The organism is Haloarcula amylovorans, assembly GCF_004681185.1.
GTDB classification, from domain to species: domain Archaea; phylum Halobacteriota; class Halobacteria; order Halobacteriales; family Haloarculaceae; genus Haloarcula; species Haloarcula amylovorans.
The window spans coordinates 154129-167599 of the sequence record NZ_SRIF01000008.1 but is presented as its reverse complement, the minus strand read 5'-3'; the positions used below and the strand labels follow the sequence as shown (position 1 = coordinate 167599).

Annotated in this window: 15 protein-coding genes and 2 tRNA genes; 10 read left to right on the top strand and 7 right to left on the bottom strand. The window is 64.6% G+C overall.

The window, feature by feature from the left end:
* Nucleotides 1-172 precede the first annotated feature (172 nt).
* The 3 genes from E4S61_RS20770 to E4S61_RS20760 all read left to right on the top strand — a co-directional run bounded on the left by E4S61_RS20770 (nucleotide 173) and on the right by E4S61_RS20760 (nucleotide 1602).
* Entirely contained in the window at nucleotides 173-430 is a 258-nt protein-coding gene (locus tag E4S61_RS20770; RefSeq protein ID WP_135305842.1) for a DUF5789 family protein, read from the top strand.
* Between the two features lie 46 nt (nucleotides 431-476).
* Nucleotides 477-552: transfer RNA gene (locus E4S61_RS20765), tRNA-Cys, on the top strand.
* Nucleotides 553-735: 183 nt separating this feature from the next.
* Nucleotides 736-1602, top strand: a complete 867-nt coding sequence (locus tag E4S61_RS20760) for a hypothetical protein (RefSeq protein WP_135305841.1) — start codon at nucleotides 736-738, stop codon at nucleotides 1600-1602.
* Nucleotides 1603-1624: 22 nt separating this feature from the next.
* On the opposite strand, the gene E4S61_RS20755 is transcribed toward E4S61_RS20760, so the two are convergent.
* The 4 genes from E4S61_RS20755 to E4S61_RS25675 all read right to left on the bottom strand — a co-directional run bounded on the left by E4S61_RS20755 (nucleotide 1625) and on the right by E4S61_RS25675 (nucleotide 3140).
* On the bottom strand, nucleotides 1625-1840 hold the full coding sequence (locus E4S61_RS20755; protein ID WP_135305840.1) for a hypothetical protein: 216 nt from the start codon (nucleotides 1838-1840) through the stop codon (nucleotides 1625-1627).
* Nucleotides 1841-2088: 248 nt separating this feature from the next.
* A tRNA-Lys gene (locus E4S61_RS20750) sits at nucleotides 2089-2162 on the bottom strand.
* Between the two features lie 34 nt (nucleotides 2163-2196).
* Nucleotides 2197-2862 (bottom strand): DUF7119 family protein, encoded by a 666-nt coding sequence (locus E4S61_RS20745; RefSeq protein WP_135305839.1) that lies wholly within the window; start codon nucleotides 2860-2862, stop codon nucleotides 2197-2199.
* A 125-nt stretch (nucleotides 2863-2987) separates the two neighbouring features.
* Nucleotides 2988-3140, bottom strand: coding sequence for a hypothetical protein (locus E4S61_RS25675; protein ID WP_167768596.1), 153 nt, complete (start codon nucleotides 3138-3140; stop codon nucleotides 2988-2990).
* A gap of 265 nt (nucleotides 3141-3405) precedes the next feature.
* On the opposite strand from E4S61_RS25675, the gene E4S61_RS20740 reads away from it, so the two are divergent.
* Together E4S61_RS20740 and E4S61_RS20735 are read left to right on the top strand one after the other, a co-directional pair.
* Nucleotides 3406-3744, top strand: coding sequence for a hypothetical protein (locus E4S61_RS20740; RefSeq protein ID WP_135305838.1), 339 nt, complete (start codon nucleotides 3406-3408; stop codon nucleotides 3742-3744).
* Between the two features lie 95 nt (nucleotides 3745-3839).
* On the top strand, nucleotides 3840-5603 hold the full coding sequence (locus E4S61_RS20735; RefSeq protein WP_135305837.1) for a nitrite/sulfite reductase: 1764 nt from the start codon (nucleotides 3840-3842) through the stop codon (nucleotides 5601-5603).
* 45 nt (nucleotides 5604-5648) lie between these two features.
* Here E4S61_RS20735 and E4S61_RS20730 read toward each other — a convergent pair whose 3' ends face one another.
* A complete protein-coding gene (locus tag E4S61_RS20730; protein ID WP_135305836.1) occupies nucleotides 5649-5996 on the bottom strand; it encodes a hypothetical protein in 348 nt (115 codons plus the stop codon).
* Between the two features lie 91 nt (nucleotides 5997-6087).
* Here E4S61_RS20730 and E4S61_RS20725 point away from each other — a divergent pair, with 91 nt between their 5' ends.
* Nucleotides 6088-7782 carry a histidine kinase N-terminal 7TM domain-containing protein gene (locus tag E4S61_RS20725; RefSeq protein WP_135305835.1) on the top strand — a complete coding sequence of 565 codons (1695 nt, stop codon included), beginning with the start codon at nucleotides 6088-6090 and terminating at the stop codon, nucleotides 7780-7782.
* A 90-nt stretch (nucleotides 7783-7872) separates the two neighbouring features.
* Nucleotides 7873-8976 (top strand): tRNA (guanine(26)-N(2))-dimethyltransferase, encoded by a 1104-nt coding sequence (locus E4S61_RS20720; RefSeq protein ID WP_135305834.1) that lies wholly within the window; start codon nucleotides 7873-7875, stop codon nucleotides 8974-8976.
* A 1-nt stretch (nucleotide 8977) separates the two neighbouring features.
* Here E4S61_RS20720 and E4S61_RS20715 read toward each other — a convergent pair whose 3' ends face one another.
* Nucleotides 8978-9406 (bottom strand): hypothetical protein, encoded by a 429-nt coding sequence (locus tag E4S61_RS20715; protein WP_135305833.1) that lies wholly within the window; start codon nucleotides 9404-9406, stop codon nucleotides 8978-8980.
* 67 nt (nucleotides 9407-9473) lie between these two features.
* Entirely contained in the window at nucleotides 9474-9668 is a 195-nt protein-coding gene (locus E4S61_RS20710) for a hypothetical protein (protein WP_135305832.1), read from the bottom strand.
* A 103-nt stretch (nucleotides 9669-9771) separates the two neighbouring features.
* On the opposite strand from E4S61_RS20710, the gene E4S61_RS20705 reads away from it, so the two are divergent.
* The 3 genes from E4S61_RS20705 (at nucleotide 9772) to E4S61_RS20695 (ending at nucleotide 13451) form a co-directional block, all read left to right on the top strand.
* Nucleotides 9772-11208, top strand: coding sequence for an MATE family efflux transporter (locus tag E4S61_RS20705; protein WP_135305831.1), 1437 nt, complete (start codon nucleotides 9772-9774; stop codon nucleotides 11206-11208).
* Between the two features lie 87 nt (nucleotides 11209-11295).
* Nucleotides 11296-12555: a YihY/virulence factor BrkB family protein gene (locus tag E4S61_RS20700; protein ID WP_135305830.1), complete on the top strand. Its 1260-nt coding sequence runs from the start codon at nucleotides 11296-11298 to the stop codon at nucleotides 12553-12555.
* Nucleotides 12552-13451: a phosphatase PAP2 family protein gene (locus E4S61_RS20695; protein WP_135305829.1), complete on the top strand. Its 900-nt coding sequence runs from the start codon at nucleotides 12552-12554 to the stop codon at nucleotides 13449-13451. The genes E4S61_RS20700 and E4S61_RS20695 overlap by 4 nt, the downstream gene beginning before the upstream one ends.
* The last annotated feature ends 20 nt before the right edge of the window (nucleotides 13452-13471 follow it).

The window sequence follows — 13471 nt, the reverse complement described above, 5'->3', positions numbered from 1 at the left end:
CCAGCGAGTACTGGAGTGCGCGAGCCTCTGGGAAATTTGGTTCGCCGCCACCATTCATTTCCATTCCTTATCACTCATCGAGCCCACGCGGAGAGACATCTGTCCTCTCCGCGTGGGCTTCCTGTATTTATAGGCCGCGAGTAACTATGCGATCGTCGCGGAAGGTACCCGTATGACTCGTGAAGTCAAACTGAACGAACTCACCGATCTGTTGACGGACGTGGAGTATTCACTCGAAGTCGAGACGGCGCGGTCGCGCTTCGACGATGTGGAACTTCTGTACGCCGACGGGTCGGAACCATTGGTCGATGTGTTGTCACGGACCGAGAGCTCGACGTTCGAATCGGCCGAAGACGCACAGACCTCTATCTTCAATGTAATTCCGATCGAAGGCGTCGGGGAACCCGGACAGTCGGAAGGTGAGGGCTAGTCGAATCCGCTACCCTTAAGCGACCGAGTTGAGTACGAATAACTGCGCCAAGGTGGCAGAGTCCGGCCTAACGCAGCGGCCTGCAGAGCCGCCCATCGCCGGTTCAAATCCGGCCCTTGGCTTTTCTTCGGCAGACGAGTCGGACATAGCGGCGGCCACGCCGCCGCGGAATCGACGCCTGCCAGTTCGCCGTCGGTATACGCAAGCTATCGGTGATTCTTCGAGATACTCTCACCAGAACAGTGCAGACTGACTGTGCGGTCGAAAAGTAATCATTAAACCGCGCGCCGACTGACCGTCAGGATATGCAACGACGAGCCGCGGCGGCATACTTCGCGTTCTTCCTCGTCATCAGTGTCGCAGCGTACGCGTACATTGGCGTCGCGCAGAGTCAGCAGCCGGAGGTGTCTCTCGAAGCGAACGACTTGTCCAACGAGAGTACGTTCACGATCGACGGAACCACCTACACCGTAGCGAACGTCCACATGTCGAGTGGTGGTGGCGGCGGTCACGGTGGCGGTGGTGGTGGGTCGATGGCCGCTGAACTGTCGTGGACTAATCAGTCGTCTCGATACACGGGGACGTTAGAGAACGGGTCGACGACGACGCTAGACAACACGACGTACAACGTCACGACCAGCAATTCGTCTAACTCGGTAACGCTCCGCGAGCAGCTCAACGTTTCAGCACTGCTCCAGAACGACTCCGCTGTAGAGAACTCGCTCGTGACTCAGAACGGGACCGACTACGTGGTCTATCGGGAGAACAACACGCTCCGTCCGGCCAGCGAATGGCTACCTGAGCCCGAGACGCGGACGTACCAGGTCTCCCAAACCGTCCCGTACCAGAGCGAGAGTGGACTTCAGGAAACGACGCTCACTAACGTTTCCGCCCAGAGCGCGACGGTAGAGTGGTTTGCTCCGCGAAACCGGACGGTCGAGCTCAGCGAGGGTGGCAACGTCACACTGCAGGGTCAGCAGTACTTCGCGCACTTCCCGGACCACCGCACGGTCCAACTCGCCAGTATCGATCAGTACGCGACCTATCAGGATCAGCGTGCCAATCAGGATTATTTCCACGAGCGCACGAACGGGCTCTGGGGCGTCTCGATCCTGAGCGGTATCGCGGCCGTCCTCATGTTGGGAATGGCGTACCTCCCGACCCGCGGCTGAGAAGAACGAACGCTTTTTTCAGTTACTTGCTATCCGAGACGCTCAGATAGGCGAGTAGCGCGCCGACGACGATCATTAGGACTGCGCCGCCGACCTGTAGTATCGCACTTGCCATGCTGGCGTGGGTCGCCCACGGCGCGCCGACGATCGTTCCGAGCGCTGCGAGGACGAGAAACGCGCCGGCGGTGAGACCAATCGGTTTGAGTGGGTCGGCGAGTCCGTTAGTGAATGTGGTCATACACGGCCACTCGACAGTGAACGTGGTAAATCAACCGGTCTCGATAGCCGCTTCGCTCCTCACGTCCGTTCGTTATAGAAGCGGGCCGGGAGGGACTGAGCGAGCACGTCGTGTCGCGAAGGTCGAAAGACGCTGACAGCGTCTTTCGGAAGTTGAACCGGAGCGAGACGTGCTCACTGCGTTGCGTGCGACTCTCAGGGTTCACACCCTCCTGTTGTTGCCACTGCTCACTGTCGTTCGAAGGGCAACGGGCCGGGAGGGAGTTGAACCCCCGACCATCTGGTTAAAAGCCAGACGCTCTGCCTGACTGAGCTACCGGCCCTCGCTATTCGCTGGGGGGAGTGAGGGTTAAGACCTTACGATACGTCGTCGAGTGCCGACTCTAACGCCTCGGTGACGACGGTGCTCGGGTCGGTGGCGTCGACGGCGGCACGCTGGCGGAGTTTACAGTAGGCGTCTCTGTCGACAGTGATTGAGAGTTCGCCGAGGCGGTAGCCTTCGGCGGCGAGTGCGTCCTCGATGGAGGCACCGTCGTTGACGCTGCTTGCGACCGAGCGAATCTGGCGCACAGTCAGGTCGTGGTCCAGTGCGGCCCACGCCAGCAAGAGGCGGGCCTCACCGGCGACGCGGGCGATGTGTTTGGCTGCGGTCGGCGCAATCTCCCCCTTGGCGACGTGGATACGCACCGAGCGAGGGAGGTCGTGGACGCGGGACCACTTGCGGATGAACGAGACCGTCGCGTCGCCGCCGGCCCGTTTCGCGGCGGCTTTGTAGGAGCCTTCACCGCGGACGAGCGCCGCACACGCCGCGGCCCCTCGCAGCATGTAGACGTTGTCGTCGGCACCAGCGGTGTTCTCGGAGAAGCGTCGAACCGTCCGTGCGGCGAGTTCGAGACTCTCCGGATCCTCGGGGTCGAATTCGACGGCCTCGTCGGCTCGCTGGCCGGTGAGTTCGGGATCGCCGCGAATGACGGGTTTTCCCACCGGTGATTCGCGGTCGGCCGGTGGCGCGTCCTCTGGCATCGACTCGTCGTTAGCGTTCAGTCCACAAAAGTATCCCGTCTGAGGGTCTCATACGGGCTATCGCAGTTCCGATCGGTATTTCGCTCTCGGGTCTGGGAATGCCGGAAACAGCTAAATAGTCCGTTTCAGTCGTCGTCAGCAGCGGTTTCTCGCGTTTCGCTCATGTGTTCCCAGATCTCGGTGCAGCCACATCCGTCCTCGACGTCATCGAGGTGGTCAGTGGTTGGTTCGTCTGCTTCGGCGTCGGTCTCGTCGTGGGTCTGATGTGCGTTCGTCATCGTTTCTATTGGCGCGGCGATAGAGTGCCGCGTGTCGCTATCCCTCTGTAATAGGCCCACTATCATAAGGCCGCACTCTCCTGTAATCTCTACCCGCACTGCGGCTTACCGGAGATACTTGGCAGTATCTCGGACGACGACTCTGTTCGATACTGTATTGTTACCATAGCACACGGACCGCACGCAGGCGGTCGAATTGTGGACTCTCCGGCGAAACTTGCGAGCGCCGACGCCCTCAGGTAGCTCCGGGATCTAATGAGATGTAATGACGACCGACGTTCACCAGCTCGACGACGGGGCGTGGATCTCCGTCAACGACTCCCGGGAAGTGAACGTCTCGGATCTGTGGCTTCTGGCGCGAAGCGAGTTCTGTGACTGTGAAGTGACCGATTTCCTTGCCGAAGGATTCGTCGAGGTCGGTGTCGACCACCCGGATATCGAAGCACGTGTCGCCGGGCAGTGTATCGCGTGTGGCGCGAGCGGTGTCACAGACTGGTTGACGGTTGGTCGCGTCGTAGACCCCGATTCGGGCGAATTCTACGGCGTCGTTCACGAGAGCGTCCACATTCCCGAAAAGCGCACCCGACTCGCCCGGCCCGAATAGGTGGCAATATTATCCTGTTTCAGCGAGTGGGGGAGACGGTTGACGGCAAAGCGTGTCGTATAAGGGTGGATGACTAGTGGGCGAACACACTAACTATGCCGAGCAAAGTAGAGTCTTGGAAGGACGAGCTGTACGGTAACGAGATTCGGGAGCACCTCCTGGAGTTCGCAGAGGAGGGCTGGGAGGCCATCCCCGAGGACGAACACGACGCGTGGTTCGAGCGCTTCAAGTGGTGGGGACTGTACCACCAGCGCTCCGGTCAGGAGTCGTATTTCATGATGCGCATCGGGACACCGAACGGCGTCATCGAGCCGGGCCAGCTCGAAGTCATCGGCGAGGTGGCAAAGGAGTACGCGACTGGTCCCGCCTCGAACCCCGAGTTCGGCGACGCCTACTGTGACTGGACGACCCGCCAGTCCGTCCAGCTACACTGGATAAAGCTGGAGGACATCCCTGAGATATTCGAGAAACTGGAGTCCGTCGGTCTCTCGACCCAGCAGGCCTGTGGTGACTCCTGGCGAAACATCGTCGGGTGTCCCGTCGCCGGCAAGGACAAACACGAACACATCGACGCGTGGCCGGTCGCCGAAGAACTCCACGAGACGTTCAAGGGCAACGATGATTACGCCAACCTCCCGCGCAAGTGGAAGGTTGCCGTGACTGGCTGTGACGAGGGCTGTGGACAGGGCGACATCAACGACCTCGCGTACGAACCCGCCGAGAAGGACGGAGAACTCGGATTCAACATCCGCGTCGGCGGCGGACTCTCTCGGAAGGAAGCGCGTCTCGCCCGCGACATCGACGTGTGGGTGCCCCCGGAGAAGGCGGCCGACATCGGTCACGGGATGTCCGCGCTCTTCCGCGAATACGGCGACCGCGAGGACCGCTTCAACGCCCGTATCAAGTTCCTCGTCGACGAGTGGGGCCCCGAGAAGATGCGCCAGGTCCTCCAAGACGAGTTCGTCGACTTCGAACTGGAGACGGCGGGCGAGGACATGCGCGACCAGTACACCTACAACTCCGGTCGCAACGAGGGTCACGATGACCACGTCGGCATCTACGAGCAAAAGGACGGCAACTACTACGTCGGCCTGAACGTGCTGGTCGGCCGGATGGGCGCAGACGACACGCTCGAACTGGCCGAACTGGCCGAGAAGTACGGCTCCGGCGAGGTCCGACTGACCCAACGGCAGAACATCATCGTCATGGACGTGCCCGAGGAGAACCTAGAGGACCTCAAGAGCGAGGCGCTGCTCGACGATTACTCGCCCGAGCCGTCGCCGTTCATGCGCGGCTCCATCGCCTGTACGGGCACGGAGTACTGTTCGCTCTCCATCGTCGAGACGAAGAACCGGCAGGTCCGCTACGCCCGCTGGCTCAAGGAGAACGTCTCCCTTCCCGCCGACCACGAGGACTTCCACATCCACCTCTCGGGCTGTACGGCCTCCTGCGCCCAACCCCAGATCGCCGACGTTTCCCTGCGCGGGATGAAGACGCGCAAGGACGGCGAACCGGTCGAGGCGCTGGACATCGGGCTGGGCGGCGGCCTTGGCGAGGACCCACGCTTTGCCGACTGGGTGGAGATGCGCGTCCCCGCCGACGAGGTGCCCGGCGCGATTCGGAACCTCGTCGAGAATTTCAAAGACCTGCGCGAGGACGGCGAGGCGTTCCGTGACTTCGTCGAAGCGCGCGACGAGGACACCCTCGCCGAACTGGTCGAACCCGAGGAGACCGACTACGAGGACCCGTACATGCACAACACGAAGATGACGTGGTACCCCTACACCGAGGACGACGACATGCAGTCCTCGCCCGCCCCGACGGACGGCGAGGGGAACCCGCTCCCGTCGGACGACTAACGCTCGGTTCGGCAGTATTTTTACAGACGCACGGTTCGACGTTTTTCAGAGGAAATCGCGTACGTCGGAGTACCACATGTCGTGTTCGTCGACGGCATCGATTGCCTCGGCGATGCGGACGGCGATGGCGTGCCAACAGAGTTCGTCGGGGTCGGCGCTGTCGAGATTGTACTCGGCGTCGGCACAGTGACAGCCGCCGTCCTCGACGATGTACTCGTCCTCGTAGCCGACGACGACGGTGAAATCGCGGTACTGTTTGACCCGGCTCTCGCCGACGGCTTCGATGGCGCGCGTCCCGCGGTCGCCGTGGGCGTCGACGATCGCGGTCACTGCTTCGGGGGAGAGTTCTCCGTCTGCTTCCAGCAGTCGGACCCAGTCGTCGACGGTGCTCACACGCTGGCTACGGCGACCCCCGACAAAACAGCGTCGTCTCGCGCGGTGAGATGCCCGGAAGGATAAACAGGGAGCATCGCTACGATAGAGCATGGCTGCCACCGTCCCCTGGCTCGCGCTCGGTTCGTTTACGTCGGGGGTCGGGTCGCTGTATCTGCTCTCGCGTCTCCGGCGGCACTGGGGACAACCGGGCGCGAAGTGGTTCGTCGCGACGATTACCACGATGGCGGTGTGGTGTTTCACCTACGGGACCGCATTGTTCGTCTACGACCGGACGATCCGACTGGCGCTGGAGATGGTCGGTTGGGTGTGCCTTTCGTGGATCGGGTTCTTCTTCGTCTCGTTCGCGCTGGGCTATACGGGCCGAACGGCCATCCTCGGGAGCCGGTGGTTTCAGTCGACCGCGCTATTGCCCGCCGCGGCGTCGGCGCTGGCGCTGACGAATCCGCGCCACTCCCTTCTCTGGACGGGGTTTTCCGTCGACCCGACGTTCGGCGTCGCGGGGGCCACCTACACGCTCCGACCGCTCGGCTCGCTGGCCGTGTTGGTGACGACGCTGTTGGTCAGTTTCGGGACGCTACTCGTCTTCGACACCGTCGTCAGCTACGGACCGCTGTACCGCCGCGAGGCCATCGCGGTCGGACTGAGCCCGCTCCCTCCCGGGTTCGCGTTGCTCGCCTGGGCCGGCGGCATCGGTCCAGCGCCGTCGCTCAACTTTACGACGCTGCTGTTTCTACCGCACATCGCGCTAGATGCGTACGCCTTCGTCCGGAGCGACATGTTCGAGTTCCACCCGGCGACTCGACGGGCTGGCGAGCGCGCGGCCATCGACGACATCGCGACGCCGGTGGCGATCGTCGACGTCGCGGGTCGTCTCGTCAACCTCAACCCCGCCGCCGAGACGATGCTGGCAGTCGAGAAGCGAGCGGCGCTGACCGACCCGCTCGACGACCTGCTGGTCGGCGACGAGTTGCCGCTCGGCACGGACCGGGACCGACTCGGCGTCGAGAACCGCGAGCGCTACCGGGAGTACAAGGTTCAGTGGACGCCACTCCGGAACGAGCGCGACACCAATCTGGGCTACACCGTCGTCTTTCAGGACATCACCGACGAGCTGCGCCGCGAGCGACGACTGGAGGTGCTCAACCGCTTTCTACGACACAACGTCCGCAACGAGACAGTCGTCATCCAGGCGCGAGCGGAACTGCTCACCGGCGCGCTAGACGGGGAACTGGGCAACCACGCCGACACGATCGACCGGGCGATAGCCCGCCTAGCCGAATCGGGCGAGAAAGCGCGGACGCTCTCGGAGATGGGGGCTGACGAGGGGGTCGAGGCGATTCCGTTCCGCGACCGGGTGGTCGACGTCGTCGAGTCGCTCGAAGCGGACCACGACGGCAGTGTCACGGTCACCATACCCGACGACCTCACGCTGTGGACACAGCCGTCGGTGTTGGCAGTGTTGGTGCGGAACCTCGTGGAGAACGCCCTCGAACACGGGGACGTGCCCGTCGCGGTGACGGCGACCGTTTCGGGACCGGGCGACGAGATACACTTCACTGTCGAGGACGGAGGGGAGGGGATTCCGGACCACGAACTGGGGGTACTCGAACGCGGCCGTGAGACTGACCTCGACCACGGCCGCGGCGTGGGTCTCTGGTTGATCCGCTGGACCACGACGACGCTCGCGGGGGATCTCGATTTCGACACGAGCGACGGCACCACCGTCACGGTGCGACTCCCGAGAGACCGCTCGGCAGTTCGGTCGCGGGCATCGGTAGACTGAGACTGTCGACTGTAAGCTACTGAAGGCACAGCCAACAGTATGCTCGCCGCCGTTCGAACGACTTAACGGCACCCACACGGAGAGTGGGATATGCGCGTCAGCGAGGGGCAGGTGACCGTCTCGGTGCCCGAACAACCGGACGCGGGGAAGGGGGCCGACGTCTTCTTCAACCCCGTTCAGGAGTTGAACCGCGACGTGACCGTGGCAGCGCTGCGGGCCTATCGGGAACGGCTTGACGGCGTCTCGTCGTACTTAGACGCAACTGCGGCCAGCGGCGTCCGCGGGGTGCGGGCGGCCGCCGACGGCTGGGAGACAACACTGTGTGACTTCGATACGGACGCCGTAGCGCTCTGTGAGGAGAATCTCGAGCGTAACGACCTCGCGGCGGAAGTTCGCCATGCCGACGCCAACGTCCTCATGCACAGCGAGGCATTCGACGTGGTGGATTTGGACCCGTTCGGGACACCGATCCCCTTCGCCGACGCGGCGATTCAGGGGACGAAGCGCCTCCTCTGTGTCACCGCGACCGACACCGCGCCGCTGTGTGGGGCACACTTCGAGAGCGGCGTCCGCAGTTACGGGACGGTGCCGCGAAACACGGAGTTCCACGCGGAGATGGGGATGCGCGTCTTATTGTCGGCGATGGTGCGGACCGCCGCCCGTTACGACATCGCCGCTCGCCCCATCCTGAGCCACGCGACGAAACACTACGTGCGGACTTACCTCGAATTCGACCACGGCGCGAAAGTCGCCAACGACTGTATCGACGAACTCGGCTACGTCCATCACTGCCAGCGTTGTCTCTGGCGTGACCACGACGACGGGCTCATCGCGGACCCGCCCGAGACGTGCCCGGTCTGCGGGGAACACCTCCAGACGGCCGGACCGATCTGGCTTGGTGCGACCTGTGACCCCGAGTTTGCGGCAGCAGTTTCCGACCACGTCAGCGAGGACATGGGCACCGCTGAGAAGGCCAGGGACCTGCTCTCGACGCTCGGCGCGGAACTGCCCACGCCGACGCACTACGACCAGCACCGCCTCTGCAAGCGCTGGGGGCGCGGCGCGGAGGCGATGGACGCCTTCATCGAAAAACTGCGAGACGCGGGCTACGATGCCTCGCGTACTCACTACGGCGGGACGACGTTCAAAACGGACGCCGACGTGACCGAGATCCGCGAGGCGACGGCCGAATAGTTCAGAGGCGCTCCATCTTCTGGTTCCCGCTCCCGCCTCCGCCGCGAACCGACCGTACGAGACTGTACAGCAGGAGGTACACCGGGCGGAGGAAGTAGTTCGCCATTCCGATGAGTCCGAGGATGCCGCCCAGTGCCTGTACCTCCTCGCCAGTCGCGCCGACTTCGAAGACGAGGGGTACTGCCGCGATAATCGGCGCCAGCCAGAGTGCCGAAAGCAGGCTGTCGACGTCGATTCCGGCGACGTAGCCGACCTCCCCCTCGCCGGGGCGCGTGAAATACAATACCGCACCCAGGCCACAGAGCACGATGGCGAGTTGAATCGACGACGGCGCGCCGGCGAGTCCCAGTGCGAGTAACATGAATCCGGCGACGAGCAACAGCATCGTGACCTGCATCGTCCCCGACCGAATCGCCGTCTCCGTCTTCATGTCCCGACGGTCGGCGGCGGCGGTGATAAAGCCTGTCGCTCTCCGGTAGCGGGTCGCCGGGAACCGTCTACGAGTCGACGACGCGGGACACCGATAGCGCGAGGAGGATACCGAAACAGACCAGCGGAACGTAGAACACGTTGAGACGAACCGGCCCGGCAGTGACGACGTGGATGCCGGGATTGGCGAATGTGACCGTCGACGCGATCCCGACGACGCCGATTCCGACGTTTTGCCACTCGTAGAGCCGGCCCCAATCCATCGTCTGTCATCCACGCTTGGACCTCGGCCGTTACGTGCATGTCGGTCGACCGGGAGACGCGGCTTCTTAACCCATTTGAACGTCCACTGAGTAGCAGATTCGAGTGCCCTCCCGTTACAATCCCGTCCGCGGCGTCCTCCTGCTGGTCGGCAGCCTGCTCTCGCGTGCGGGACTCGTCGAACGTGACCGAATCGCGCGGGCGACGGACCTCTCGTGGCCCCGCATCGTCACCGGGCTCGCTCGGATGTCGAAGTCGACGGCCGACATCGCCATGGTCGGTCTCTCGCTCGGGCAGGTCGCTATCGCCGGCGTCGGATTCGCCGCGCCCTTTTGGGGGCTGGCGTTCGCGCTGGGCGGTGGCGTCGGCGGGGGGACCATCGGGATGGTCTCCCAGCGCTTCGGTGCGGACGCCCACGAGGAACTGGGGCTGACGGTGACGACGAGCGCCGCCGTCGTCCTCGCCGTCACGCTCCCGCTGACGGCAGCGTTCTGGTTCGTTCCGGGGACGCTGGTCGGCATCGTCGGCTCGGGGTCCGACGCGGTCACGTACGGTGAGCGGTACCTGCGGACGCTCGCCGTCGGGGTGCCCTTCGCGGCGCTGAACCTCGTCGGCAGCCGAACCCTCGTTGGTGCGGACGACGCGTACTCGCCGATGATACTCCGGGGCGGTGGCGCGGTGGTCAACGTCGTCCTCAATGCCGTCCTCATCTTCGGACTGGGGATGGGCGTCGTCGGTGCAGCCATCGGCACCGTCATCGCTAACGTCCTCGTCACCGCGGCGCTAGCCGTTGGCCTCGTTCGCGGCGGTCTTCCCGGACTCGACTTTCCGGTCCAGATCCCGCTCTCGCGGCCGTTCGTCGACGCGTCGCTGGCCCGCGACCTCGCCGCCGTTGGGTCGCCGCTCGTCGGGACGAACCTCGCCCGCACCGGTGCACAGTTCCCCCGACTGTTCATCGTCGGCCTGTTCGGGCCGACCGTCGTCTCGGCGTACGTCGTTGCCCTCCGCGTTCGCGCCCTGCTCGACACACCGAATTGGGGGCTGAGTCTCGCCTCCAGCAGCCTCGTCGGGCAGGCACTCGGCGAAGACGACGAGTACGAAGCGACCCGGTGGGCACAGACCATCTTCCGCCTCGGTATCGGCGTCTACGTGGTCGTTGCGCTCTCGCTCGCACCGTTTTCGCGCCAGATTAGCCGCCTGTTCGTCGACGACCCGTCCGGACTGGGACTCGTGACGGTATTCGTCGCCGTGGCCTGTCTCAGCGTCGTCTTCCGTGGCGTCGACGGCGGCGCGACCGGCCCACTCCGGGCCAGCGGTGACACGCGCTGGCCGTTTTACTCCCAGCTCGCCGGGATGTACCTATTCGCGCTCCCCATTGCCTACGCCGGCGTCTTGGTCCCCACGATCGGCGTCTTGGCGCTCTACGCCTCGATGTTCGCCGAGACGGCCGTCCCCGCCGCCATCACGTACCACCGCTTCCGTTCGGGAGCGTGGCGCGCTGTGAGCCGTTCGTATCGGCCCGACGCCGCCTTAGACGACTGAGACGGGCGACGGCCAGTGACCCATTGTCCCGTCGGGCAAGTACCACGCAGCGACGAGATATATGTAGCGTCCGGCCCACTTCCCTTCGTGAACAGCGCCCGCGCCGTCGCCGTCGCTCGCGACCTCGTTCGCACAGTCCGGGAGCAGCAGGTGTCGTTTCTGGCGGCCAGCATCGCGTACTACATGTTCGTCTCGCTGTTGCCGTTCCTGTTGCTGTCCCTCGTCGTCGGCTCGTTCTTCGGCGGCGAGGCGTTCGCAGAACGGGTCGTCACGGCCGTCGGGGACGCATTGTCGCCGACGGCGACCGAGTTGCTCGAAGACGCACTAACTAGCGCCGTCGGTCGAGGCGGCGCGACGGTACTCGGACTCGCCGCGACGACGTGGGGGGCGCTGAAGGTGTTTCGCGGGCTCGACGTGGCCTTCTCGCGGATGTACGGGACGACCGAGGCGAACACGTTCGTCGACTCCGTGCGGGACGCGCTGTCGGCGCTTTTTGGGATTGGTTTGGCGTTCGTCGGGCTAGCGGTGGTCATCTCGGTTGGGGGGCTGTTCGGCGTCGAAGTGGCGCTGGGTGGCCTCGCACTCGTTCCGGTGCTCACCGCCGCATTCCTCCCGCTGTACTACGTCTTTCCGGACCACAAACTGACGATTCGCGAAGCGCTGCCGGGTGCGGCGTTCGCCGCCGTCGGTTGGACGCTGCTGGCGACGGGGTTCGGCGTCTATGCCGCTGCTGCGGGGAGCTTTCAGCTCTACGGCGTCATCGGTGGGGTCCTCCTGCTGGTGACGTGGTTCTACTTTGCCGGGCAGATCCTGCTCGTGGGGGCGGCACTCAACGCGGTGTTGGCCGGCATTCCGGACCGGCAACTACAACAGGAACCGACCCGACGTTCCGGCAGAGCGATGAGTGAGGACGCCGACCGAGCATCCGGTGAGACGCCACCGCCAGACGGGGACAGCACACGCGCCCCTCGTGACGGCGGGGTCGAGGACCTCTCCGACGAGGAACTCGCCCAGCTACGCGAGGAGTTCGAGTCGTTCCGCGACGACGTCGAGGACCGGACCCTCCACCGCGACGAGGTCAAGGAGGACCTCCGCCGGTACGTCCGTCGACGGATGCGCCGGGGCCACGCCCGCGGCTGGGGGCCGTACGTCGTGTTGCTGTACGGTACAGTGATGACGATGGCCGCGTTCTACTGGCTCTCGGGGCTGTGGGCCGTCCTCTCGATGCTAGTCGTCTGGCTCTCGACGCTCGGGCTGTACGTGATGATGCTGCTGACCGGTGTCACCTTCCGCGCGACGGGGCTGCCCGGGCGAGTCATCGACCGAGTCCGTGACTGGCGAGGATGATGCGAGGCATCGGCATCACCGAGGTGCTGTCGAGCGCTCCCCACGTCGTTATCGTCTTCTTCGCCCTCGTTACGCAGTTAGGTGATTACTGGTTCGTCTCGACGGCGTGTCTGCTCGCGTACTGGGTCGGCGACGAGGTGCCGTGGCTCGGGCGCGGGCTGACCCGTGAGCGCGGCGCACTGCTGTTGGCGTTGCTCGCCACAGCCACTGCGCTCACCGCGGCACTGAAGATCCTGTTCGTACTCCCGCGACCGCCCGGCGCGGGGACGGCCCCCGAGGTCCGGCTGATTCCGGAGGCGTTCAAGGGGCTCTACCGGTCGATGGCGACGGGCGCCGGCTACGGCTTCCCGAGCGGACACGCGACGAGCTCCCTGCTGATGTGGGGCGGGTTCGCGTGGGCGCTTCGAGTCGGAACCCGACGACAGCGATACGCCGTCGCCGGGTCGGTCGCCGCGCTGGTCGGACTCTCCCGGCTCGTCCTCGGCGTTCACTATGTCGTCGACATCCTCGCCGGGTTTCTCGTCGCGGGGGCCGTCCTCTGGGTGGTAATCAACTGGCTCCAAACACCGGAACATATCTTCGTGTTCGCGGCGCTGGCCGCCGTCGCGGGCGTCTTGCTCGGTGGCCCGTCCCGGGACATGGTCGCCGCGCTCGGCATCGCCGTCGGCGGCGCAATGACGTGGGCGGTACTCGACGACGTGCCGTCGCCGACCCCGGGCGGCGCGGTTGTCACGGTCGCACTCGGCGCGCCTGTGTTGGCCGCGATCGCCGGTGTCATCCTCCGACTCGAACCGAGTGCGCCGGTCGTGGCGCTGCTGACCGCCGTCGCCACGACGCTGTTGCTGGCGATGCCACTCGCCGGTGAACGGGTAGGGAACGGCGCGCTCAGCGCGTGACCGTCGCTATGCGGGACTGA